This window comes from Leptolinea tardivitalis, assembly GCF_001050275.1.
In the GTDB taxonomy this organism is placed as follows: Bacteria; Chloroflexota; Anaerolineae; order Anaerolineales; family Anaerolineaceae; genus Leptolinea; species Leptolinea tardivitalis.
Genome location: NZ_BBYA01000008.1, coordinates 265,854 through 288,792 on the forward strand (window position 1 = coordinate 265,854; position 22,939 = coordinate 288,792).

Annotated in this window: 23 protein-coding genes; 10 read left to right on the forward strand and 13 right to left on the reverse strand. The window is 46.1% G+C overall.

All coding sequences use genetic code 11. The features are described 5' to 3' along the window. Positions 1–13 precede the first annotated feature (13 nt). Genes LTAR_RS05260 through cydB form a run of 3 tightly spaced genes read left to right on the forward strand, consistent with a single transcriptional unit; the run spans position 14 to position 2,881 of the window. Positions 14–436 carry an RrF2 family transcriptional regulator gene (locus LTAR_RS05260; protein ID WP_062421110.1) on the forward strand — a complete coding sequence of 141 codons (423 nt, stop codon included), beginning with the start codon at positions 14–16 and terminating at the stop codon, positions 434–436. Positions 437–468: 32 nt separating this feature from the next. Beyond that, positions 469–1,854: a cytochrome ubiquinol oxidase subunit I gene (locus LTAR_RS05265; RefSeq protein ID WP_062421111.1), complete on the forward strand. Its 1,386-nt coding sequence runs from the start codon at positions 469–471 to the stop codon at positions 1,852–1,854. A gap of 10 nt (positions 1,855–1,864) precedes the next feature. Then, entirely contained in the window at positions 1,865–2,881 is a 1,017-nt protein-coding gene (gene cydB / locus LTAR_RS05270; protein ID WP_062421112.1) for a cytochrome d ubiquinol oxidase subunit II, read from the forward strand. A 176-nt stretch (positions 2,882–3,057) separates the two neighbouring features. Here cydB and proC read toward each other — a convergent pair whose 3' ends face one another. Both proC and LTAR_RS05280 read right to left on the reverse strand, forming a co-directional pair. Further along, positions 3,058–3,897, reverse strand: coding sequence for a pyrroline-5-carboxylate reductase (gene proC / locus LTAR_RS05275; RefSeq protein WP_062421113.1), 840 nt, complete (start codon positions 3,895–3,897; stop codon positions 3,058–3,060). A gap of 27 nt (positions 3,898–3,924) precedes the next feature. Beyond that, the gene (locus LTAR_RS05280; RefSeq protein ID WP_081419824.1) at positions 3,925–4,899 is read right to left on the reverse strand and encodes a class I SAM-dependent methyltransferase; all 975 of its coding nucleotides are present in this window, start codon (positions 4,897–4,899) and stop codon (positions 3,925–3,927) included. A gap of 54 nt (positions 4,900–4,953) precedes the next feature. Here LTAR_RS05280 and LTAR_RS05285 point away from each other — a divergent pair, with 54 nt between their 5' ends. Further along, positions 4,954–6,114 carry a MalY/PatB family protein gene (locus tag LTAR_RS05285; protein ID WP_062421114.1) on the forward strand — a complete coding sequence of 387 codons (1,161 nt, stop codon included), beginning with the start codon at positions 4,954–4,956 and terminating at the stop codon, positions 6,112–6,114. Here the strand turns inward: LTAR_RS05285 and LTAR_RS05290 are convergent. Next, positions 6,111–6,332, reverse strand: a complete 222-nt coding sequence (locus tag LTAR_RS05290; RefSeq protein ID WP_062421115.1) for a hypothetical protein — start codon at positions 6,330–6,332, stop codon at positions 6,111–6,113. The genes LTAR_RS05285 and LTAR_RS05290 overlap by 4 nt on opposite strands. Before the next feature lie 82 nt (positions 6,333–6,414). Between LTAR_RS05290 and LTAR_RS05295 the strand changes: the two genes are divergently transcribed. After that, entirely contained in the window at positions 6,415–7,038 is a 624-nt protein-coding gene (locus tag LTAR_RS05295; protein ID WP_062421116.1) for a YdcF family protein, read from the forward strand. A gap of 56 nt (positions 7,039–7,094) precedes the next feature. Here the strand turns inward: LTAR_RS05295 and LTAR_RS05300 are convergent, their stop codons facing one another. Further along, positions 7,095–7,307, reverse strand: coding sequence for a cold-shock protein (locus tag LTAR_RS05300; protein ID WP_062421117.1), 213 nt, complete (start codon positions 7,305–7,307; stop codon positions 7,095–7,097). A 275-nt stretch (positions 7,308–7,582) separates the two neighbouring features. Here LTAR_RS05300 and LTAR_RS05305 point away from each other — a divergent pair, with 275 nt between their 5' ends. Next, positions 7,583–8,746 carry a L,D-transpeptidase gene (locus LTAR_RS05305; RefSeq protein WP_158423394.1) on the forward strand — a complete coding sequence of 388 codons (1,164 nt, stop codon included), beginning with the start codon at positions 7,583–7,585 and terminating at the stop codon, positions 8,744–8,746. Positions 8,747–8,791: 45 nt separating this feature from the next. Here LTAR_RS05305 and LTAR_RS05310 read toward each other — a convergent pair whose 3' ends face one another. From LTAR_RS05310 to LTAR_RS05320, 3 genes are read right to left on the reverse strand one after another with little or no spacing between them, the layout of a single operon-like run. Continuing rightward, positions 8,792–9,640, reverse strand: coding sequence for a hypothetical protein (locus tag LTAR_RS05310; RefSeq protein ID WP_062421119.1), 849 nt, complete (start codon positions 9,638–9,640; stop codon positions 8,792–8,794). Beyond that, positions 9,637–11,139, reverse strand: coding sequence for a carboxypeptidase M32 (locus tag LTAR_RS05315; protein WP_062421120.1), 1,503 nt, complete (start codon positions 11,137–11,139; stop codon positions 9,637–9,639). The genes LTAR_RS05310 and LTAR_RS05315 overlap by 4 nt, the downstream gene beginning before the upstream one ends. 3 nt (positions 11,140–11,142) lie before the next feature. Next, positions 11,143–12,081, reverse strand: coding sequence for a hydroxyacid dehydrogenase (locus LTAR_RS05320; protein ID WP_062421121.1), 939 nt, complete (start codon positions 12,079–12,081; stop codon positions 11,143–11,145). A gap of 100 nt (positions 12,082–12,181) precedes the next feature. On the opposite strand from LTAR_RS05320, the gene LTAR_RS05325 reads away from it, so the two are divergent. Further along, on the forward strand, positions 12,182–12,754 hold the full coding sequence (locus LTAR_RS05325; RefSeq protein ID WP_062421122.1) for a DUF3109 family protein: 573 nt from the start codon (positions 12,182–12,184) through the stop codon (positions 12,752–12,754). On the opposite strand, the gene LTAR_RS05330 is transcribed toward LTAR_RS05325, so the two are convergent. The 5 genes from LTAR_RS05330 to LTAR_RS05350 are packed head-to-tail and all read right to left on the reverse strand — an operon-like array spanning position 12,740 to position 19,473. Then, positions 12,740–13,966, reverse strand: a complete 1,227-nt coding sequence (locus LTAR_RS05330; protein ID WP_062421123.1) for an ABC transporter permease — start codon at positions 13,964–13,966, stop codon at positions 12,740–12,742. The genes LTAR_RS05325 and LTAR_RS05330 overlap by 15 nt on opposite strands. Continuing rightward, entirely contained in the window at positions 13,966–14,643 is a 678-nt protein-coding gene (locus LTAR_RS05335; protein ID WP_062421506.1) for an ABC transporter ATP-binding protein, read from the reverse strand. The genes LTAR_RS05330 and LTAR_RS05335 overlap by 1 nt, the downstream gene beginning before the upstream one ends. A gap of 18 nt (positions 14,644–14,661) precedes the next feature. Beyond that, the gene (locus LTAR_RS05340) at positions 14,662–16,071 is read right to left on the reverse strand and encodes an efflux RND transporter periplasmic adaptor subunit (RefSeq protein ID WP_062421124.1); all 1,410 of its coding nucleotides are present in this window, start codon (positions 16,069–16,071) and stop codon (positions 14,662–14,664) included. A 10-nt stretch (positions 16,072–16,081) separates the two neighbouring features. Next, the gene (locus LTAR_RS05345) at positions 16,082–18,043 is read right to left on the reverse strand and encodes a sortase (protein WP_158423395.1); all 1,962 of its coding nucleotides are present in this window, start codon (positions 18,041–18,043) and stop codon (positions 16,082–16,084) included. Between the two features lie 32 nt (positions 18,044–18,075). Beyond that, a complete protein-coding gene (locus LTAR_RS05350) occupies positions 18,076–19,473 on the reverse strand; it encodes an efflux RND transporter periplasmic adaptor subunit (protein ID WP_062421126.1) in 1,398 nt (465 codons plus the stop codon). A gap of 106 nt (positions 19,474–19,579) precedes the next feature. Between LTAR_RS05350 and LTAR_RS05355 the strand changes: the two genes are divergently transcribed. Then, complete coding sequence (locus LTAR_RS05355) at positions 19,580–20,914, forward strand: hypothetical protein (RefSeq protein ID WP_062421127.1); 1,335 nt, start codon at positions 19,580–19,582, stop codon at positions 20,912–20,914. A gap of 2 nt (positions 20,915–20,916) precedes the next feature. Here the strand turns inward: LTAR_RS05355 and LTAR_RS05360 are convergent, their stop codons facing one another. Further along, the gene (locus LTAR_RS05360) at positions 20,917–21,327 is read right to left on the reverse strand and encodes an FmdB family zinc ribbon protein (protein WP_062421128.1); all 411 of its coding nucleotides are present in this window, start codon (positions 21,325–21,327) and stop codon (positions 20,917–20,919) included. 166 nt (positions 21,328–21,493) lie between these two features. On the opposite strand from LTAR_RS05360, the gene LTAR_RS05365 reads away from it, so the two are divergent. Next, positions 21,494–22,141 (forward strand): guanylate kinase, encoded by a 648-nt coding sequence (locus LTAR_RS05365; protein WP_062421129.1) that lies wholly within the window; start codon positions 21,494–21,496, stop codon positions 22,139–22,141. Further along, positions 22,138–22,938 carry a rhomboid family intramembrane serine protease gene (locus tag LTAR_RS05370; RefSeq protein ID WP_062421131.1) on the forward strand — a complete coding sequence of 267 codons (801 nt, stop codon included), beginning with the start codon at positions 22,138–22,140 and terminating at the stop codon, positions 22,936–22,938. The genes LTAR_RS05365 and LTAR_RS05370 overlap by 4 nt, the downstream gene beginning before the upstream one ends. Position 22,939: the final 1 nt, after the last annotated feature.

Here is a 22,939-nt window from a genome sequence, read left to right on the forward strand (position 1 = left end):
AAAGATATCACATATGATCCGGATAAATCGAGAAACCGACTACAGTTTTCGAGTGATACTTGCTCTGGCCAGGGCAGGGGAAAATACGCGTCTGCCAACATCTCAGATTCAAAAAGATATGCATATTCCTCCTTCCTTTCTACACAGGATAATTGCGCTGCTTGGCCGCAGCCAAATTATCCGGACTTTTCCCGGGCGGGAAGGCGGGGTTCAATTGGCTCGCCCGGCTGCCGATATAACCCTGTTGGATGTTTTTGAAGCGGTGGAAGGTCCGATCCAATTATCCGTCTGTTTTACCGGTGAGAATGACTGTCCATTGGATACTCCTTGCCCGGTTCAGAAGTGTCTGCGGCAAGTTCAAAAAGCCATAATCAAAGAACTGAGCTCTGTGCATTTTGATCGTTTTAAACCGGAAACGGATTTAACCCTGCCATAATCAATTCCATTTTTGTGAATGAGGAGAGCAATATGACTGTATTGACACTCTCGCAACTGCAATTTGCTGCCACAACCGTCTACCATTTTTTCTTTGTCCCATTAACTCTGGGACTCTCCGTACTGGTAGCCATCATGGAAACACTTTATGTTACCAGGGGAGATGAAATTTACCGGCGTATGACGAAATTTTGGGGAAAATTATTCCTCATTAATTTCGCCATGGGTGTGGTCACCGGCATTGTCATGGAGTTCCAATTTGGAATGAATTGGGCGAATTATGCCCGCTTTGTCGGTGACATTTTTGGCGCGCCATTGGCCATCGAAGCTCTGCTGGCTTTCTTCCTTGAATCCACTTTTCTCGGATTATGGATTTTTGGTTGGGATAAGCTCTCAAAGAGATTGCATGCCGCAACCATCTGGCTGGTGGCCATTGGCAGCAACCTGTCTGCCTTGTGGATCTTGATCGCCAATTCATTTATGCAGCATCCGGTCGGGTTTGAGTTAGAAGGATCGCGTGCCATTATGAAAGATTTTGGTGCCTTGCTGACCAACCCATATGTCTGGCATCAGTTTCCCCACACAGTTCTGGGTGGATTTTCCACCGGAGCATTTTTCGTTCTTGGCATCAGTGCCTACCATTTGATCCGCAAGCATGAAGAAGATTTCTTTAAACGATCATTCAAGCTGGCGGCCATATTTGGAACGGTTGCCATACTTCTCACCGTTCTCGTAGGACACAGTCAGACACAGTATATTATTCGAAACCAACCGATGAAAATTGCGGCAGCCGAAGCCCTTTGGAATACAGAAAATCCGGCCTCATTTTCTCTGCTTTCCATACCCAATGAAAAAGCGAGAGAAGATTATTTTTCCTATCGTATTCCCGGTGTCTTAAGCTTTCTGGCTTATAACCAATTCAGCGGTGAAGTTAAGGGCATCAAGGATTTGCAGGCTGAATACGAACAGAAATATGGCCCCGGAGACTATGTTCCTTCTGTGCTAACCGCTTACTGGACATTCCGGGGCATGGTTGGGGCAGGGGCATTAATGGTTATATTGGCTCTATATGGACTGCTTGTGGCATTTAACAGAAAGCCACTGGGTGAAAAACGATTACTTGCCCTCTTTCCATTCTTTATCGCCCTTCCCTACATTGCCAATACCACCGGATGGCTTCTCACTGAAACCGGACGTCAACCCTGGGCGGTTTTTGGTGTCTTGAAAACGGCAGATGCCGTGTCGCCAAATCTGACCGTTGGTGTGGTGTTGACCAGTCTGATCGTCTTTACCCTTTTATACGGTGCATTGATGGTAGCCGATGTTTTCCTGCTTGCCCGATTTGCGAAAGCAGGTCCTGTCAACCCGTCTGAAGTGACGAATACGGTTTCCAATTCAGAAGAAGCCTTCTGGGGATAGGAGAAATACCATGAGCCTGAATATCATCTGGTTTGTTTTGATCGGCATCCTGTTTACAGGATACTTCATTCTGGAAGGTTTTGATCTCGGTGTGGGGATTCTTCATCCGTTTGTAGCAAAAACAGATACAGAGCGCCGGATGGTCATTAACACTATTGGCCCCCACTGGGATGGGAATGAGGTCTGGTTGATTACCGCCGGTGGAGCCATGTTTGCTGCTTTTCCCAACTGGTATGCCACATTGTTCTCTGGATTCTACTTGCCGTTGTTTCTGATGTTGGTCGGGTTGATCCTGCGCGGAGTGGCATTGGAGTTTCGAAGTAAGAACCCAAATCCGAGATGGCGGGCCTTGTGGGATTGGTCTCTTTTTGCCGGTAGTCTGATTCCGGCTTTGCTCTGGGGAGTGGCTTTCGCCAACTTTCTGCGCGGTGTTCCGGTGGATGCATTTCAGAATTATGTGGGCGGTTTCTGGAATTTGTTGAATCCTTACGCCCTGTTTGCCGGATTATTGACCACGACCGGATTCACTTTGCAGGGAAGCCTGTTTCTTTTGCTTAAGACCGAAGGGGTTGTTTATGAACGGGTCAAGTCTCTAACATTCAAGATATGGATGCCAGTGGTGGTTCTGCTGGGAGGTGTAATTTTATTATCGAATTACGAAACAGATCTTTTGACGAAAGAAGGAATCACCACAGGTATTATTCCTGTACTGTCCGTTCTGACCTTGCTCGCTGCCGGGTTCTTTATCTACAAAAAGCAGTATGCCCAGGGATTTATTTTGAACTCCCTGACCATCCTTCTTGTAACCGTCCTCGTTTTTATGGGATTGTTCCCGCGTGTGCTGGTTTCAAGTCTGAACCCGGATTGGAGCCTGACGATCTTTAACGCTTCTTCCAGCCCGTATACACTGCAGGTGATGTCCATCATTGCGTTGATTTTTGTCCCCATCGTGTTGATCTATCAGGGGTGGACATACTGGGTGTTCCGCAAAAGGATATCCGACGACCCCAAAAAGATGGTTTATTGAACGAAAACGAGGTCGGCTCAGACGACAATACTTGTTTTTCCATTTCCTACTTTAATAAAAAATTGACGAATATTAGGTGTTAGCCCTGATTATTCGTCAATTTTTGTACGTTACTTCCTACTTTAAGCCGCCTCAAAAGTCATTTGTTGTCCTTTGAGACGGCCTCTTTTTAGGGATTATTTTTCTGGCGCTTCGCTGTTTTTCCCTTTACCCAGGGCTTTTGATTTTTCATAGGCTGCCCAGACGGCGCGGCTGATGGCAGTTCGGAAGCCAGCTTTTTCAAGATAGTACAGGGCTTCAGCAGAAGTGCCACCCGGTGAGGTCACCTGATTGCGAAGGTGGGCAGGGTGGGCTTTGGCACCCAGGAAGAAATCAACCGAACCACGCAGGGTTTGTGCGACCAGCTGTTCGGAAATTCGGCGGGGGAAACCGAGATGCACGCCGGCGTCAATCATGGCCTCCATAAACAGGAATACATAGGCAGGGCCGGTACCGGAAAGAGCTGTGGCCATATCCAGATATTCTTCTTCATCGGCAAAAACTTCCTGACCGAGTGCGGTCAAAATGCTGCGGGCAAGGTCAATCTGATCCTGGCGAACGGCTGGTGAAGCCACCCAGACTGTAATTCCCTCTCCAATCTGGGCAGGGGTGTTGGGCATGGCACGGATCACCGCCGGATGCAACAGTCCATTACTCACGGCAGAAATGGATGCGCCCGCCACTATGGATAGAACAACAGCACCTGTAGGAATTTTCCCTTTGAGAGCGGTGTAAACGCTTTCGATTCGCTGGGGCTTGACAGAAAGGATGACCACATCTGCCCCTTCTATCGCCCGGAGGTTGTCTGTGAAAGGTTTGATCCCATACAAGTCATGCAACTCATTGACCCGCTCGTCTCGAATGTCTGCAGCACAGATTTGATCGGCTGTGGTCACTTTTTGCCGGAGGATACCGGCGATCATAGCTTCTGCCATTACACCTGATCCGATGATTGCGATGGTGGGATTTGCTTTCATAGAGGCTCCTCTTGCGACGAAAGATGATTATTCAATCTCAACAGGCTGGTTGCTCCACAGAGAAAAGACGGCTGTACTGAGGAGACGACCACCTGCTTCTTCTTTTAAAGCCAGCTCTCCGGATGTAATAGATCCGCCCAGACCATCCATTATCTGGTCCAATGATTGAGCCAATGTGATGGATGAAGCTTTGACGGCATAAGCTGTAAGTGCAACAAACACTGGTTCAGGTGTAAGGGACTCACGGCAGGCTTGTAAGAGTTCAGGAAGCAATTTATAGAACTCCCAGACTTCCCCCTTTGGACCGCGTCCGAATTTCGGTGGATCCAGAATCAGGCCGTCAAATTTCTCTTCCCGTCTGGCCTGGCGGTGGATAAATTTGATAGCATCGTCCACAATCCAGCGGATAGGACGGTCTGACAGGTTGGACAGGTCCTGATTCTGATGAGCCCAGGTAATTGCTTTCCGAGAAGCGTCTACATGGGTGACCGATGCCCCGGCTTTTGCGGCCGCAATTGTGGCCAGACCGGTGTACCCGAAGAGATTAAGCACTTTAAGGGGCCTGGGGCTCTTTTTAATCAGTTGGGTGATCCAATCCCATTGAACTGCCTGTTCAGGAAATAGGCCGATATGACGTGAACCACTTAACTGAACTTTGAAAAAGAGGTCACGATATTGAAGGTTCCATTCTGAAGGCAGATAACGACGGATATTCCAATGTCCGCCATTTTCTTCGGCGGAGGGGAGAAATTCTGCCGCTGCTTTTTGCCATTCACTATCTGGTAAAGTCGGTTTCCAAACAGCCTCTGCTTCAGGCCGGATTAGAACATAAGAACCGCATCGTTCCAGTTTTCGCCCGCTTCCAGAATCAAGCAGGGCATAATCGTCCCAATGTTTGGGAAAACAAATATTGACAACAGGGATAAAGGTATTTTTTTTCACAAGGCAATTATCCCACAGGTAAAGCCGGCGGGCAAAAGAAATTTTGATATTTATGAGCATCTTGATACCCGGCGGTATAATGCAGTGATTATTTTTAATAAAGGGATAAATACAATGCCAAAGAGTTTTGACCGGGTGATTGACCGCAGAAATTCCGATAGTATCAAATGGAACCTTTACGACAATGATGTGCTCCCTATGTGGGTTGCCGATATGGATTTTGCCTCCCCGGTTCCTGTTATTCAGGCATTACAGAATCGAATCGAACATGGTGTTTTTGGTTATGCTGGTGATCCAACGGCACTGCGGAAAGTAATTGTTGAACGATTTGATGAAAAATATCACTGGACGATATGTCCGGAGGATATCGTTTTTACACCAGGAGTAGTTGTGGGATTCAATATTGCGGCACATTCTATCAGTATGCCGAATGGAGAAATATTGATCCAACCACCGGTTTATCCGCCGTTTTTCAAAACCGGATCTTACGCTGGATTAAAGACGGTTGAAAACGCCCTGATACAGGATGAAACAGGCCGATATGGAATAGATTTTCAAGACTTCGAAAATAAAGTCACAGATAATACACGCATGTTTCTTTTGTGCAACCCGCATAATCCAGTTGGACGCGTTTTCAAACGCGAAGAACTGGAGCAGATGGCGGAAATTTGTCTGCGGAAGAACGTCTTGATTTGCTCTGACGAGATTCACGGCGATCTGATTTTCCCGGGGCATCAACATCTCCCAATTGCATCCATTAATCCAGACATCGCCATGAAGTCAATCACCTTGATGGCTCCCAGTAAAACTTTCAATATTGCCGGATTGGATTGTTCTTTTGCTGTAATTCCGAATAAGGAAATCCGCGAACAATATTTGAAAGCCATGAAAGGAATTACTGGAAATACCAATATGTTAGGTATTACCGCTGCATTGGCTGCTTACCAGAATGGAAATCCCTGGTTGGAAGATTTGCTGGTCTATTTACAGGAAAACCGAGATTTCTTAAAGAGAACCCTCGATAGAGAAATGCCGCTAATCCGTATGAATCCCCCTGAAGGAACCTACCTGGCCTGGTTGGATTGCCGGCAATTGGGATTATCAGAAAATCCGTATGATTTCTTTTTAAAAAAAGCCCGCATTGCTTTCAATAGCGGTGACGCTTTTGGTACAGGCGGAAAAGGCTTCGTTCGGATGAATTTTGGATGTACCAAAGCCCTCCTGAACGAAGCCCTCGAACGGATGAAAACAGCCCTTGAGAATATTTCTGCCTAGAAGATTGATTTCAACGTCAACAGGAACCCGATGACCATTAATGGTATACCGACGATGGCCCCAACAACGGTTACGGTAAGAATAATTCCTGCAATCATCAAGACGAGTCCGAGAACTACTCCGATCAATCTTCCAGTCAAGAGGAAGATGAATTCAATCAACTTCCAGATGGCATAGAACGGCCACAACAAAAATGGAACATGTTTTGATTCAGACATAATTGCCTCCACTATAACGATATACGGAGGAATATGAAGATGGTTGCAAAAGAGGATGTTTTTCCTCTGGTAGAATCGAAATATGGACGCAAATTCAAAGAAACGTGCAATCAGCCGCACTGGTTGTTTTGTTTTATTAATAGTACTTCCTTGCCTGGCCGTTTTGCTCCTCACAGCAATGGGCGGATTACTGGTAGTGGCCGATCCGTTGAAACGGGCAGATGCCATCGTGATCCTGAGCGGCGGTCAGGTAAACCGGATTCAAGAAGCCATACAATTATATGAAGAAAAATATGCTGATACGGTCATTCTAACAGAAACGGGTGCGGTGATAAAAAGTTATAACACTCAGTATTCAAAGGAACAGCGGTTGATTTTACTGGATGCCGGGATTCCTCCAACTGCCATCTTGATCACTCCACGAAAGGCAGCGAGCACTCTGGACGAAGCCAATGATGTAAAAGCATTGATTGCAGATAAGAATATCCATGATCTAATCATTGTGACTGATCCTTACCATACGTTCCGTACACGTTTGATCTGGAAAGAGGTCTTTTCGGGTAGTGGTATTAATCTCATTGTTCGGCCTGCACGGGGTAGTTGGTACCGGTCAACCACCTGGTTTCTTTCTGCCAAGGGATGGGAATATACCTTAAATGAGTATGCCAAGTTATTAGGATTTATCGTTTTACATAAACTGGATTAAGAAAAAATCGCCCGTTTCGAACAAAACGGGCGATTTTTGGATTTCAATGCAAAATTTCAGGAAAGTGGAATTACATTGGCTGCCTGCAGGCCTTTCGGTCCCTGCTCGACAGAGAACTCAACCTTTTGTCCTTCTTTCAAACGGCGATAGCCTTCCATTTCAACGGCGGAGAAATGCACAAAAACATCTTCTCCATCTTCGCGGCCAATGAAACCATAGCCTTTCGTGGCATTGAACCACTTGACGGTCCCCATTAAACGATCTGACATTCTTAAATCTCCATACGGTGGTGATTTTGGCAAGAAAAATCCACTGACAGAGCAACAGAATCAAAAAGTCAGTGGGTCTTTTCTTTACCAATGGCAAGGGTATCACGACTTAAAAAGCATGTCAAGTTGATTGAATCGCAAGGAATAAAAAGAACTTTGTAAATTCCGGGGAAATAATCGCTTCTGTTTTTTACTATCTTTTGATGGATGGAATGGAAAAAAGGGAAAATAATTGGAGTAAAATCGTACCATTCATAGTATACGAAAGAGGTTTTATGCGTCGAGTTTTTTATGCCTTGAGTCTGGTTCTCGTTCTTTTTTCCAGCTCTGGAATATCACCGGTAAAAGCCAGGCAAAAAGAGACAATCACCCGGGCAGATTTTTCTGGCGATGTGATTTGCTTACCGGGAGTCTACCTTACTACACCCGATTCATGTCTGCCTGTCGGTCCATCGTCTGTATTAACTCAGATGGCAAAAGATGGCGTGGTTTATCCCATTCCGTCTCTCCCCGTAAGCAAGCCTCCAATATCGCTCAATGACGTTCCTTATAAATATGCCAAAATCACCAGTCCAAGTGCTCCACTCTACGGTTCACCTGCACAGGGGGATGCTCGTGCGGCGACCTATTTTTTGAAAGGTGCCACACGATATATATCTTATTCGACATTTACCGAGACTGATCTTGGCCGTTACTTTCTCTCGAGTTCTGGCCTGTGGGTAGATGGCGGTGATCTTGCCCGGGCTGCGCCTCCGGTTTTTCAGGGCGTTGTGGTTCATGGAACACCGAAGACTCAATTTGGTTGGATTTTGACCAACGGGAAACCACGAACAGAACCTGACTTCAGTGCTCCTGAAGTTAAGCGTGAACTAACCCCTGGTGAATTTTATGCCATTTCTGGGACGAAAAAGGTCGGCGATACTCTCTGGGTGATGATTGGGCTGGGTGAGTGGATTGAAGACCGGATTATCGGACGGGTTATCCCCACAACTGTTACACCTAAAGGTGTAGACAACGGGCGTTGGATTGATATCAACCTGGAAGAACAATCATTATCTGTATATGAAAATTCTCGCATGGTTTTTGCCACGCTGGTTTCTACTGGAACAAAGCCATTTTATACCAGACCAGGTTTGTTTAAGATCTACGAGAAAAAAGAAAAAGAAACTATGAGTGGTGACTTTTCGGGTGATAAATCTGGATATTATTATCTTGAAGATGTTCCCTGGACCATGTATTTTGACAGACTTCGGGCATTGCACGGCGCCTACTGGCATGCCCGATTTGGCTATGATGCTTCCCATGGATGCGTGAATTTATCACTCGGAGATTCTCACTGGTTATATGATTGGGCAAAGACAGGTGATTATGTCTACGTATACGATCCATCAGGTCAAACACCGACAGATCCAAAATTCTATACGGATGGCGGAGCATAATCCATAACACGAAAAAAGACGGTGGGAAAGAAAAAACCCACCGTCTTATTTTGTCAATGTGACTTTTTCACTCCACATCAGTACTGTGCCGGTGATGAGAGTGCTGCTTTCCTGGCGAATACGTATGGTTACAGGTGTATCTGTTCCTGTTTTATACGGGAGCTTGACCTGAATAGGGATATAAGCTGTTTGGTCTGCGGGAAATTTAACGGAAACGAGTTTTGACGCCAGAGTATTCCAGTCCTTTGCCAGGACTTCCACAACAACAGGAGTCTCATTGATTGGTTTGATCTTTGCCTTGACAAAAAGATCAGTCCCGGGAACTGTTGAACCTGATACTGGTTGTTCGATGATAAACCGGGGATTCACAGGAGCATCACCATTGGTTTCAGAACCTTTAACAACCAGCAATGTTAGTTCAATGGAAGAAACGAAAATAGTTTTTCCTTTTGAGTCTTCCAGAACGACCTGCAGTCGGGCTGGTTCATCATTGCGAACTTCAAAGGGGATTTCCTGTTCAATTAAGAGTGTTTTATTGGAATACTCTTTGTAATCCAATAACTTTCGGAAAATGAGACGGTTGTCATGACCAATCAACTCAAGCCGGACCAGACCGTCTTCACCCGGGTGAGTTAAAAGTTTTAATTTCAACGGAGAAACCAGCCGGGCATGATTTCCGGGTTGCAGGATTACCGGCTCCCCGGATTCAGGAATGGATATCCCAGAAACCGAGGATGGGGTGGCAGTCATGTGTACGGATGAATCTGCCTGTACTATTGAGGTGCATTCAAGGGAGTAAACTGCCAAACCCAGAAGCATGAGAATCAGAAGAACCGGGCGGTAATACCGCCCCGCCCGGTTTGCATTTGATTTGAAAAAACGAATTTTGATCAAGAATAAACTTCCTTGAATTTTGCTTCAAGATACTTTAGGTATGGATGCGGATCAATGGGTGAACCGGTTACCTTCTGTACCAATTCCTGGGTTTCAAATTTAGCGCCGTGGACATGAATGTTTTTTCGCAGCCAGGATAATAAGACTTCAAATTTTCCTTGCGCAATCAAATCATCCAAATCTGGGATATCTTTCTTTACTGCTTCCCAGACTTGAGCCGAAATTACGTTACCCAAAGCATAGGTTGGGAAGTAACCAATCAATCCGCCTGCCCAATGGATATCCTGCAAAATGCCGTGAGCATCATCAGCCGGTACAACCCCAAGGTATTCCTTCATGCGGTCACGCCAGATTTCCGGCAAGTCTCGAACTTCAATTTTCCCTTCCAACAGGGCTATTTCCATTTCGAGACGCAGCATGATATGCAGATTATAGGTGGCTTCGTCTGATTCTGTACGGATTAATGAAGGCTCAACTCGATTAATGCCTTTATAGAAGGCATCTAATGATACATTCCCCAACTGGCTCGGGAAGAGAGATTGCAGTCGTGGATAGTAGAATGTCCAGAAACTTTTCGAACGTCCAACCAGATTTTCCCACATACGGGATTGAGATTCATGGACGGCCATTGACGCACCTGTTGCCAACGGTGTACGGAAGAATGCAGGACTGAATCCCTGTTCATACAGGGCATGTCCGCCTTCATGGATCGTGCTGAACAAGGCCGAAGCCAGATTGTCTGGGATTAGCCGTGTTGTGATGCGTACGTCTCCCATTCCGAAAGTGGTTGTGAATGGATGCGCTGAGTTATCCTGCCGGCCCTTATTCCAATCAAATCCCATTCTGGAAACGACTTCGACGCCAAAATCCCATTGGACGTTTTCCGGGTAGAAAAGTCGGAGGAAACTGGCATCCACTTGAGGGCGGGAAGCGATCTCCTTTATCAGGGCCACCTGTTCTTTGCGAAGAATGGCAAAGATTTTTAATACATCAGCCGTCTTGAGACCAGGCTCAAATTCATCCAACATGGGATCATAAATATGCTCATACGGCTGAAAGAAGGATGCGTACTCGCGCCGCAGGTCAATGATCCTCTCAAGGAATGGTTGGAATCTTTTAAAATCGGATGTTCCTTTTGCCTGTTCCCACATTTCCTGGCCAATAGCCGTGGCTTCAGCAAAGCTGGCCACCCAATCAGCCGGGATGCGGATTCGCCGGTCAACTTCACGACGGGTCACTTTAATCAAACGTGCTTCATCGGAGTCTTCCGGCCAGCCGGCTGCCTGCGCTTCACATATAGACAGACATTTTTGCAGCTCTTCTGAAGTGATTTTTAGATGCATGATCCGCGAGATGGTTGCCATGGCACTGCCACGTTCTTCGGCTCCACCTGTGGGCATATAGGTTTGCTGGTCCCATCCTAAAACCGCCAGTGTGGAATTAAGATCGTAGATTTCGCCCAGTAATACTTTGAGTTGGTTGATCGAATTGTCTGTCATAGTTTATGCCACACGCCATCGGAGAGATTCCCCATTGAGTGCGGCGAGAACTTCAGAGGCGATATCAGCCGCGGCACGTGCCTGCGCTTCAACAGTTTGAGCACCGATATGCGGTGTAGCGACCACATGTGGATGCGATGCCAGAGCACTTTCACCCGGAGGTTCCGTGGCAAAAACATCGAGACCTGCCGCGGCAACCTTGCCAGAATTTAATGCTTCAAGGAGGGCTGCTTCGTCAACAACACCACCGCGGGCGGCGCAAATAATGCGAACGCCATCCTTCATCCTGGCTATGGCGGCCGCATTGATAATGCCGCGCGTTTCGTTGGTCAGCGGGGTGTGAATGGTGATGAAATCAGCGCTGGCCAGCAGTTTATCAAAGGAGACCGGATCTCCACCGCGGGCACGGATTTCATCGTCACTGAGTTGTGGATCGAAGGCAATAATCTTCATTCCCATGGCGGCGGCGCGTTGGGCTGTGGCAGCACCAATACGGCCAAAACCAATTACACCCAGGGTCTTCCCATTCAATTCAACACCTTCGAGTTCTTTTTTGAGCCATTTTGTGTTCTTCATTCCGGCATCTGCCCGGGGGATTTCACGAGAAACGGCAAACATCAATCCGATGGTCAGTTCTGCCACGGCCAATGTTGTCGCCAGTGGAGAATTTACCACAATAACATTATGACTTTTAGCCGCAGACAGATCAATGTTATCAACCCCGACACCGGCACGGCCAACCACTTTTAGTTTATTCCCCGCATCAAACACGGCCGGGATAACCTTGGTTCTTCCCCGAACGATGATGGCATCGTAGTCTCCTGCTACCTTAAGCAGGTCATCGGCCGTAATACCCGGCTGATCAGTCACCTCTGCCTTCGCGCGTAAAATCTCTTTCCCATTTTCTTCCAAACCGTCTGTTAACAGCACTTTCCAGGTCATGGACGAACCTCCTCCTCGCGAAATTTGTATGTGTTTTTTAATACGGCAATTCTACACCAAGTCATCGCGAGAATCCTGTTCTCGATGTACAATCACGGGCATGAAAAAACTGGAAATCAATCCGCGCATGCTTGAAGCGGAGCTTATGACTCGATGCAAACTACATACATGTCACGCAGCCTGCTGTATTTATGGCGTTTGGATAGATTCACAGGAAGTCAGGGAGATTCTTGAAAATGTATCGATAATCCAGCCGGAAATGCCGACGAAATGGAGGCAGCCAGAAACGTGGTTTGATGACCGGGAGGATACGGATGAATTTTCCCCTTCCGGTAAAGTGTTTCACAGCCGGGTTGTGGACGCTCCCAGACATTACGGAGGGACCGCCTGTGTATTTTTGCGTTCTGACCATAAGTGCGCGCTGCAAACTGCTTCACAAAAAGATGGCAGACATCCCTGGGCATTGAAACCGTTTTATTGTGTTTTACATCCCCTTGATCTCGACGAAAAAGGCCGGATCACATTGGATGATGCCGGCCTGTTATTGGATGAACCAGGTTCCTGTTTGCGCCCTTCGCCCGAGAAAATACCTCTTCTGGTTACATTTGAACCTGAATTAAGGTATTTTTTGGGCGATCAGGAATATGAAAAACTTCTCTTACTCGTGCCGTAACGCCTCAACTGGCTGCAAATTGGATGCGCGGTTTGCCGGATAAATTCCAAAGAATAAACCGACAGCCGTGGAAAACATGGTAGCCAGGAGAATGGCGTTTACCCCAACTTTTGGCGTAAATGCCGTGCCAGAAGCGGCGGCTACTTTCCCAACAATAAAGGCAATCAACCATCCAAGGATAATACCAATAAGACCTCCAAAGAGGCTCAGCAGGGCGGATTCCACGAGGAATTGAAGCAAGATATCCCCCTTACGGGCACCAAGAGCTTTCCTAAGGCCAATTTCACGGGTACGCTCTGTGACGGAAACAAGCATGATATTCATAATCCCGATACCACCCACCAGCAGTGAAATTGCGGCGATACCTCCTAAAAATATTGTTAAAACATTGGTGATAGAACTCACCATGCTAACGGCAGATTGCTGGGAAATAACCTGAAAGTCATCAGAACCAACCGGAGTTCGGTGCCGGGTACGTAGAATATTGGATATTTCTTCCGTTGCTTTATTAACTGTTTCAGCAGAAGATGCCTGAGCCACAATCATATCAACTGCATTTTGCTGCCGCCTGACCATCCGTGCCTGAGCTGTTGTGAAGGGAATCATAACCAGATTATCCTGGCTGCCGAAAGAACCGCCTCCTTTGGGTTTCAAAACACCTACAATCCGGAATGGCTGGCCCTCAATCCGGATTGTTTCTCCAACGAGGCCTTCGCGACGGTTAAAGAGTTTGTCAGCCACATCGACACCCAGTACGGCCACCGATGCCTGTCCAAGGATATGTTCTTCTGTGATTCCTTCCCCTTCCTGGTATTCGTAATTACTAACTTTGATATATCCGGGAGTGACACCATCGATCGAGGTATTGGTTTTTTCACTACCGTAGGTTACCTGACGGCGGTTCGAAAGAACCGGTTCAGCTACCAGAACCGATGGCGCGAGATTTTCATCCACCAATGCAGCCGCATCCATTTGGGTCAATGGTTTAGGATTTCGAATTTCTGCCTGTGGATTACCAGGGGCAATAAAAATCAAATTCGTTCCAAGACCACTGATCGTTCCTGTGATATACGATTGCGCACCTTCACCAATGGCCAGCATGGCAATAACTGCCGCCACACCGATTACAATTCCGAGAATGGTAAGGCCGGATCGCATTTTATTTGCGCTGAGTGTTTCCAGCGCTTCGAGTAATGATTCTATAATATTCATCAGTTCTCCACGATCAAACCATCTTTCACGCGAATGATCCGTTGAGTCTGGTCGCCTACCCAGGGATCATGTGTAACGATAATTACCGTGGCACCTTTTTCTTTATTCAGGTTCAAGAGTAATTCCATAATTTCTTTACCTGATTTTGAATCCAGATTGCCTGTGGGTTCATCCGCCATAATGATGGCTGGATTATTGACAAGGGCGCGGGCAATTGCCACACGCTGCTGCTGTCCACCTGAAAGCTCAAATGGCTTGTGATGTAATCGGTGACCCAACCCAACAGTCTCCAGGGCTTTTTTTGCCATTTCGGAACGATTTGATTTTATTCCGGCATACCGTAAGGGCAATTCCACATTTGTCATAGCTGTTGCCCGACTTAAAAGGTTGAAACTCTGGAAGATAAACCCCACCTTTTTATTACGGATAAGCGCCAATTGGTCATCGTTCAAGTTGGAGACTTTTTCACCATCGAGATAATATTCGCCCCCCGTGGGGCGATCAAGGCAGCCAAGGATATTCATCAGAGTGGATTTACCAGAGCCGGATGGACCCATAATGGCTACGATTTCTCCGCGGTTTACGGTAATTGAAACGCCGTTCAATGCCCGAACTTCCACTTCACCCATCTGATAAATCTTTGTGATTTCGTTAGTGAGTATTACTTGATCAGTCATATCTTTTGCCTGAGTCAATTAATTATTCCCTCGTCCAAACATAGTTGCTGTTGGAGGGTTAAGAATAATCAAATCGCCTTCTTTTATATCACCCGATAATAACTCGCTGTTGGTTTCTGAACCGGCACCAATGGTGATATTGACTGGGGTAGGGACATTGTTTTTCAAAACATAAACCACGCGTTTTCCATCTTTAAGTCTGACAGCTCGATTTGGAACGAGAAGGACGTCGTCAAGCTGATTGACAACCAGATTTACCGCTGAAGTCATTCCGGGTTTAACCGCCTCATCGGCATCTGTAATTTCAACCGTCACAGTGAAGTTAACAACACCTTGAACAGACGTACCTACTTCACCAACATCTGTCACTTTCCCGTTGTATGTTTTGTCCGGAATGGCATCAAAGGTTAATGTGGCATTCTGTCCAACTTTAACCCGGTTAATATCCACCTCAGTAATATCAATATCGGCATATAGGTGGGAAAGATCGTCGATACGGAAACCGGTGGAGGTCATAGAAACCTGATCGCCAACTTTTGATTCAACATCGGTAATTGTGCCGCCAAAGGGAGCAGAGATATATGCCATTTTTAGTGTGGCTTCTGTGGCAGCTACTCTGGCTTTGGCGGCTTCGATATCTTCTGGATCAGGTCCATTTTTTAACCGATCGTATTCACGCTGGGCATCTTTGACTTTTGCTTCTGCCAGGGCAAGATTGGCATCTATTTCTGCCTGCTCCAGTTCATCAGGGTAAGACTTGGCGTAATTGTAGTTAGCCAGAGCTGTATCCCGTTTTTGTAAAGCAGCAGAATACCTGGCTACAGCGGCTGCCCTGGTTGGATTGTCTTCTGCCATGTATTTAGTACCTTCATAATCTGGCTCTACATCTTCCAGAGCTTCTTTTGCCAGAATGTAATTCGCATAGGCTGCGTCAATCACACTCTTATCTGCCTTGGTGAACTTTTTACTTTCACGTTTATCCTTAGCGTCATCTAATGCCTTCTGTGCTGCAGCCAGAGTTTGTTCGGCTTGAGAAGAAGCAAGGCTGGATTTTTCCAAATTTTCCAGATCGCGTTTGGCTGTGACCAACTCCGCCTGGGCAAGGATGATTTGCTGGGAAAGGGATGTTTGAGAAAGCTCCGCCAGTCGGGCATCTTTGACCACATTGTCACCGACTTTAACCAAGACGGACCCTACAGTACCACTGGTTTGCCAGTTTAAGACGGCAGTTTGTTTGGCTCTAACCGTTCCGGTTGCACCAACAGTTGCTGTTAATGATCCTTTTGACAGAGGCGATGTTTGATACATCGAATTTACGGCCGATGAATTCTTGCCAACAATCTGAAGAACTACGACAGCTACAACCGCAACCAAAATTACAACGGCAGGAATCCAGATGATCTTCTTTGAAAAGATTTTTTTGAACATTGCTTTCTCCTTAACTTCCCGGATTAACTTCAACCAGCGCCGCACGGATAACCATTCGCCACAGATACTTACCGCTGGCTTCATCAAAACCCTGACAGGTTATCAAGGTCAGCCAGCTTCCTTCTTCATGGCGGAAGGCGCTGCGGTCATCCGGTGATACGCGTTCAACAGAGCGAACGCGGTATGTATAAATATTTCCCCAGGCTTTTACTTCAATGGGGTCATCATATTTCAAACTCGATAAGTTGGCGAAAGGTCCCGGTTTCCCATTGGGTAGGGACACGTGAGCTGTAATGACCGAGTTCCCTTCATAGGTTGGAAATGCAGTACCCTGTAAATATCCAGCCTGGTTCCAAAGCCAGGTGAGGTCCCAGCCTTTGTTATTGGGCAACACGCCCACGATATCAGTCTGAACATTCAAATTGGGTATAGCCAGTTTAACACTGCCGATATCTTGATATTGACTTTCTTTCGGCTGCGGGTTTATTTTCGTTACCCGGTTGGGGGCAAATCCAGTGGATGGCATGTAGAAACTGCCATCCAATTTCCAGATTTCAGATCCCAGGTGACCGTCATCGGCGCTAAAGTACAGAGTCCGATCAAGAGCGGCAAAACTGTGAGGGTTGGATGTATGCCACCCACTGTAGATATCCGCTACTCTGACGGTTGTGTATTCTTCGTAAGGAGGTTCGCTCATATACAATTCGCGGCCGTAAGTTCCATCGTCAGCCGTGAAGAACAGTGTGGTTCCGATGGCAGTCAATTGACGGGGATCAGATGCATTTTTCCCGGGATTAATATCTGCCACAATGTTGGTGTGGTCATCATCGTAAGGAGGCACACTCTTCCATAATTCTGTTCCTGCAATCCCCTCATTGGCTGTAAAGAATAAGGTAGTGCCCACGGGGGTAAGGTTGCGGGGATTGGAACTCCCGAAATCCTTAAAAATATCATCGACGATGAACGTTGTGGTGGGATCATACGGCGGTTTGGAGATGTATAACTCGTTGCCGCTGTATCCAATATTGCCTGAAAAGAAAACATACGAACCGATGGATGTAATCCAATCCGGTTTGGTATCGTTAATGGTGTATGTCATCAACGTTTTAGGTTCATCACCGGCGATATCGGTAACACGAACAGCACCATTATATGGAGGCTCTAGTTTATAAAGTTCGTTACCTGACTCGCCATCGTTTCCGGAAAAGAATATGGTGTTTTCCACAACGGTCAGATCATAGATTTCTGCATCTCCATTGCGGGCAATATTCGTTGTTTTGATGGCTGTATCCGGCGAGTATTGGGGATCGCTGCGCCAAATCTCAACGCTGGATGAATCGTTGGCAATGTAGAATAACATCCAACCTATTCGGGTTAATTCACGTGGATTGGATCCGTGGGCCCCATGCCAGATATCTGCCACCAGTTCTATTGACTGATACGGCGGTGATGTTTTGAAGATCTCCCGTCCATGAATGCCGTCATCGGCTGAAAAGAAGACGGCATTGCCAATCATGACAAAATCTTTTGGATCCGAATCACCATTCTGATTTAAGTCAGCCACGCGGTGGGTGGAGGATCGATCATACGGAGGTTCGGAAATCCAGAGTTCCCGGCCGGCAATATCTTCCGCACTGAAGAATACAAGATTGCCAAAAGCAGTAATATTTTCGATATTTGAGCTAAGGTAGCCTGGGTTAATATCGCTTACCAATTCTGACCGAGTGTAAGGCGAAGGAAGTTTCCATAATTCACGCCCCGTGTTTCCATCATTCGCGCAAAAAAACAGGGTGGTTCCGGCAAAAGTCAACCCCTCAGGGTTTGAACCGGGTGTACCAGCGCGCAAATCCTGTATGTTGGATGGCGGGGTATCGCTGTCTTTGACACCAAGGTTGACGGCATCAGCCCTCTGTGCTGGAAGACAAAATGCCGCTAAGGAGGCTATTAAAAGACCGCCTGAAATAATTCTCACGATACTACTGGATATCTTCTGAGGCGTTTGCATTATTTGCCTGATCCCGGAGTTGGAATTAAATTGGGATTGGTCACAACCATATCCCCTTCTTTAATATCACCTGATTTCAATTCACTGAACTCCTCTGAAACCAGCCCCAGTTCAACAGGTATTGTTTGTATGGAATTATTCCGCACTACATATACAGACCTACTGGAGCCTGTTTTGAAGATGGCTTTGTTGGGAATTACCAGAACATTTTCCGCTCTTTTTTCTTCTATGGAAGCGGCGGCGGTCATGCCGGGTTTTATCGCTGTATCAAAATTTTTCAATTCGCAGGTGACAGTGTAGTACATGATTTCTTGATCCAACTTGCCCACTGTGCTGATATCGGTAACAACACCTTCATACGTTTTGTCACCGATAGCATCAAAGACAAAAGAGACTCTCTTGCCTACCTGAACTTTATTAATATCCACTTCTGATATGGATATTTTTAGATACATGTGTGAATAGTCAATCAGTTTCAAAACCGGTTGACCTGGTTTCACCAGATCACCTGTGAGCTGATTTAGATCGGAAACCGTGCCATTAATCGGAGCGACAATTTTTGTCTTGTCGATCTGGGTTTTGAGAGAATCAACCGTAGCTTTGGCAGATGTAATATCATCTGGATCGGGGTTGTCTTTTACTTTCTCCCATTCGCGTCGGGCATCAGCCAGTTTTGATTCAGCAACTTTAAGATCGGCATCAGCCAGACGGACATCTTCTGGAAGTGGTTTGCTTTGAGCCCATTGGTAATTCCATAGAGCCCAATCATATGATTTCTGCGCAGATGATAGAGCCATTGCCGCCTGTGCTCTTGTTAAATCATCTTCCGGGCGGTCTTGTACATAAGAATAAAATGTTTTGGCCGATTCAAGATTTGACTTGGCTTGCAGATAGGAGGCTTGAGCTACCTCGAGGTTAGTATCTGACGTATTGCGTTGATTTTTTAATTCCCGTGCTTTTTTCGCGTTGTCATACGAAATTTCAGCCTGCGAAAGATTTTCTTTTGCCTGTGTTCGTTTGACATCGGATACATTCAATAATTCGAGGGCGCGTTCCGCTGCCGGCAATTTCTGCATAGCCTGTAGAATGGAACCATCCAATGATTCTGGATCTAATTCGAGAAGAACATCACCAGACTTAACCTGATCTTTTTCCTTAACATTCACTTTGCCAACAGTTCCATTGGTTTGCCAGCTTAATGTAACGATCTGGTTGGGCTCCACTCGACCTGTCGCACCGATTTTGGTGATAATTGTTCCACGACCAATCGGTTGAGTAGATAATTGCGATGGCAAACCTGGCTGGCGGGAATACACCAGAAAATAGTAAGCTCCTCCGGCAACAAGCAGCAAGAGCAGGACAACAACGATGGCAATCCTCTTAATATTAAATTTCACGTATGTTTTTCCCTACGGAAATATTAAATTTCCGCCTTTTTTGATATGAAGCATCCGGATTGATTCTTGTTGAAACTATTATAATCATAACGAAATTGAGGCCTTTGTGAATAAGAAGTACTTACAAAACTTTTACAATCAATACAAAGTTTTTGATTTCCTTCATACTATACGTCAATGCGGCATAATCAGTTTCTGGATATTCTTATCTGTCCTATTTACGACCTCTTCATCACTCCTTGTTCAGGAATATCCCGGCAAAGTACGTCAGTATACCCATACAATTGAATTTGATTATGTCAACTGGACATTTGATGCGTTCTGGCAGAAGTTCCTGCAGTCTTCTATTCGACTGGAAGATTATCTGCCTGAAAAACAACCTTCAGGTATCGTCAGAGAATACCTTCGCTCGGTACGTCAAATTTCCCAACTGGAGTCACAGATCAATGTGATCTATGCTGATCCAAAAATTACCGATAAGGTAGCCGCTGCAAAGTCATACCAGCTTCAATTGGATCAGTTTAATGCGTATAAGAAACAATTGGCACCATATGCAGAATCCACCCTGCAATCACAGATCAGCACAATCCTTAGTGAAAATGGCTTGACTCTGATCGGTCAGCCCATTCCGCCGGTGCTTTACCATTCCACTCCGCTGCCTATGGCTTTAATTGTCTCTCCGCGAAACAAGATTCAACAGGATGCCAATATCTCACTCCTTGCGGATATGACGGCCGGTGATATGGCAGCTCTCGAAGATGAGGTTATGAAAAATCTGAATGTCTCTGCCCTGGTGGTACCGATCGGTGGCGTAGGCATTTATCCTACCATGGTCATGTCAACGTCTGATCTTTCTTTTTTGGCTGAGACTGTGGCGCACGAATGGACACATAACTTCTTAACCCTGCGTCCATTAGGAATAAATTATGAAACAAATTCCGATCTGCGCACAATCAATGAGACCACAGCTTCGATCGTTGGCACAGAAATAGGTAAACAGGTGCTTAAGCGATATTACCCTGATCTTCTGCCTCCTGAATCCGAAATCTCAACGCAAGATACTACATCTGACACGTCAAATCCTCAGGCAACTGAACCAGAGCCGTTCAATTTCAGACGTGAGATGCACACCACCAGAGTCCAGGTGGATAAATTGCTGGCTGAGAATAAAATCGATGCAGCCGAAACATACATGGAACAACGCAGACAATTCTTCTGGGACAACGGTTATATGATAAGAAGGTTGAACCAGGCTTATTTTGCTTTTTATGGTGCTTATGCTGATACGCCAGGTGGTGCAGCAGGGACAGACCCGGTGGGACCGATGGTTCGTGCTCTTCGCAAGCAAAGCAGTTCACTCGCTGCATTTTTAAACCAAATTTCCATGGTCACCAGCTTTGACCAGCTTACCCGGATGGTTGATAATCCCCCGGCCGGATAAATTTAGAAATCCAAATCATCGGCGACAGATGAGTTTCCGGCTCCTTCCGAAAAATTATCTGCCAAATCGGGCATGGCGCTATCGATCTGTTCCGGCGATTGACCGTGATCAAGCCGATCTACCACTTCATCGAATTCAGCGGGCATTTCTTCACCAAGTTCTGAACGCATCTGCCGCATCATGGCTCCCAAAGCCTGTGGATCATCATCAATTGAATTTAAACGGGTTGGATCTGCCAGACTTTGCATTCGATCAGAAGCATTTCGCGCAATACGAATCCGGCCAATCTTACGTCTGATATTGGAACTACCGCAATGCTGACACCTGATCACAGCGCTATCATATTCACTGTAGGATAATGAGACTTCAAATCGCTTTCGACAATCAAGACAAATGAAATCATAAGATGGCATACGAAGCTCCTAACGTTCGGATGACATTATAAATGCCAATCCGCTACAATACTACTATAAGAAATTTCTTCATTTTCAGCGCAACTTTGTTCACGATATGATGAGGAGTTCATTCACATTACTGGCGTTATAATCCTGATCTATTGTTTCCCCAAGGAGAACCTGAATGGAATCAGACGCAACTTCATCTGCATTAGCCAATATTCGATTTGATGTGTTGCAGCCATCACCCTTATTAATTGTAATATCTGGTCCTTCGGGTGTTGGTAAGGATGCCGTGTTGAATGAAATGAAAGCCCGATTGCTGCCTTTCCATTTTGTGGTGACCACAACCAGCCGCAAACCCCGTCCCGGAGAAGTGGAAGGAGTTGACTACAATTTTGTCGATCTGGCAGACTTTGAATCCATGATTGCGAACAATGAATTAATTGAATATGCTTTGGTTTATCAAGATTACAAAGGGATTCCCCGTAATCAGGTAACCCGAGCGCTGCAAAGTGGTAAAGATGTGGTGATGCGGTTGGATGTACAGGGTGCCAGGAAGATCCGCGATTTATTCCCTGAGGCGGTTTTGATATTTCTTGTTCCAGCCGATGCAAAGGAGTGGTACCAGCGTCTTATTGACAGGAAAACTGAAACGCCTGAAAGTTTAAAGATCCGGATCGAAACTGCCCTGGGTGAACTCAATCAGTTGGATTTATTCGATTATGTGGTGGTGAATGCGCATAACCGGCTGCAAAAAGCTGTTGATGATATTGAAGCCATTATCAAGGTTGAACATTCACGTACGAAACCTCGAAAGATCAATATATGACCATGGAAAATCCTGAAAATTCACAGAACCCGACCGGGAATTCATCTCAGATTAGTGGTTCACCGGTTCCTTCTGATCAAATTCCTTCAGCCAGGGTATCCATTCAACTGGAGACCAAGAAGCCGTTGGTCACCTACATTCTGGTGGGAATTACCTCAGCCTTTTTTCTTTTGCAAGTAGCCAGCGGATATATTCTCGGATTTGATTTATTGGCTGCATTGGGAGCTAAGGTTAATGAGGCGATCAAAGCGGGGCAAATCTGGCGGTTGATTACACCCTTATTGTTACACGGAAGTTTTGCCCATATCTTTTTTAATATGTACGCCCTGGTTACGATTGGCCGTGATATTGAAATGTTCTACGGGCATAAGCGATACCTGGTGCTCTATCTGGTCAGTGGATTTGCAGGAAATGTATTCTCTTTTCTCATCACACAAAGTCCATCATACGGTGCATCCACGGCCATATTTGGATTAATCGCCGCCCAGGGAGTTTTTATTTTTCAGAACAGGAAATTTTTCCGTAATTCAAAAGCAATGTTGACGAATACTGCGGTGGTTATAGGGATCAACCTGTTTATTGTGGGAATGATCCCCAATATTGATAATTTCGGTCACCTGGGGGGCTTGCTGGGTGGAACCGCGTTTGCCTGGCTGGCGGGCCCGATCTGGGGACCACACGGCTTATTTCCTGAAATCGTCATCTCTGATTCTCGTGATAAAAGCCGCACACTCCCGGTTACGTTGGGAGTGTGCTCTTTATTTGCTCTGGGTGCTGCGTTGAAAATATTCCTGTAGC

Excerpts from the sequence above, each read along its gene's own strand:
- LTAR_RS05335 (WP_062421506.1), bottom strand. The coding sequence starts at position 14,643 with ATGACTGATCAAGTAATACTCACTAACGAAATCACAAAGATTTATCAG.
- LTAR_RS05315 (WP_062421120.1), bottom strand. The coding sequence starts at position 11,139 with ATGACAGACAATTCGATCAACCAACTCAAAGTATTACTGGGCGAAATC.
- LTAR_RS05295 (WP_062421116.1), top strand. The coding sequence starts at position 6,415 with ATGGACGCAAATTCAAAGAAACGTGCAATCAGCCGCACTGGTTGTTTT.
- LTAR_RS05365 (WP_062421129.1), top strand. The coding sequence starts at position 21,494 with ATGGAATCAGACGCAACTTCATCTGCATTAGCCAATATTCGATTTGAT.
- LTAR_RS05325 (WP_062421122.1), top strand. The coding sequence starts at position 12,182 with ATGAAAAAACTGGAAATCAATCCGCGCATGCTTGAAGCGGAGCTTATG.
- LTAR_RS05330 (WP_062421123.1), bottom strand. The coding sequence starts at position 13,966 with ATGAATATTATAGAATCATTACTCGAAGCGCTGGAAACACTCAGCGCA.
- LTAR_RS05320 (WP_062421121.1), bottom strand. The coding sequence starts at position 12,081 with ATGACCTGGAAAGTGCTGTTAACAGACGGTTTGGAAGAAAATGGGAAA.
- LTAR_RS05260 (WP_062421110.1), top strand. The coding sequence starts at position 14 with ATGATCCGGATAAATCGAGAAACCGACTACAGTTTTCGAGTGATACTT.
- LTAR_RS05360 (WP_062421128.1), bottom strand. The coding sequence starts at position 21,327 with ATGCCATCTTATGATTTCATTTGTCTTGATTGTCGAAAGCGATTTGAA.
- LTAR_RS05340 (WP_062421124.1), bottom strand. The coding sequence starts at position 16,071 with ATGTTCAAAAAAATCTTTTCAAAGAAGATCATCTGGATTCCTGCCGTT.
- LTAR_RS05300 (WP_062421117.1), bottom strand. The coding sequence starts at position 7,307 with ATGTCAGATCGTTTAATGGGGACCGTCAAGTGGTTCAATGCCACGAAA.
- LTAR_RS05265 (WP_062421111.1), top strand. The coding sequence starts at position 469 with ATGACTGTATTGACACTCTCGCAACTGCAATTTGCTGCCACAACCGTC.
- LTAR_RS05290 (WP_062421115.1), bottom strand. The coding sequence starts at position 6,332 with ATGTCTGAATCAAAACATGTTCCATTTTTGTTGTGGCCGTTCTATGCC.
- LTAR_RS05305 (WP_158423394.1), top strand. The coding sequence starts at position 7,583 with ATGCGTCGAGTTTTTTATGCCTTGAGTCTGGTTCTCGTTCTTTTTTCC.
- LTAR_RS05285 (WP_062421114.1), top strand. The coding sequence starts at position 4,954 with ATGCCAAAGAGTTTTGACCGGGTGATTGACCGCAGAAATTCCGATAGT.
- cydB (WP_062421112.1), top strand. The coding sequence starts at position 1,865 with ATGAGCCTGAATATCATCTGGTTTGTTTTGATCGGCATCCTGTTTACA.
- proC (WP_062421113.1), bottom strand. The coding sequence starts at position 3,897 with ATGAAAGCAAATCCCACCATCGCAATCATCGGATCAGGTGTAATGGCA.
- LTAR_RS05280 (WP_081419824.1), bottom strand. The coding sequence starts at position 4,899 with ATGCTCATAAATATCAAAATTTCTTTTGCCCGCCGGCTTTACCTGTGG.
- LTAR_RS05370 (WP_062421131.1), top strand. The coding sequence starts at position 22,138 with ATGACCATGGAAAATCCTGAAAATTCACAGAACCCGACCGGGAATTCA.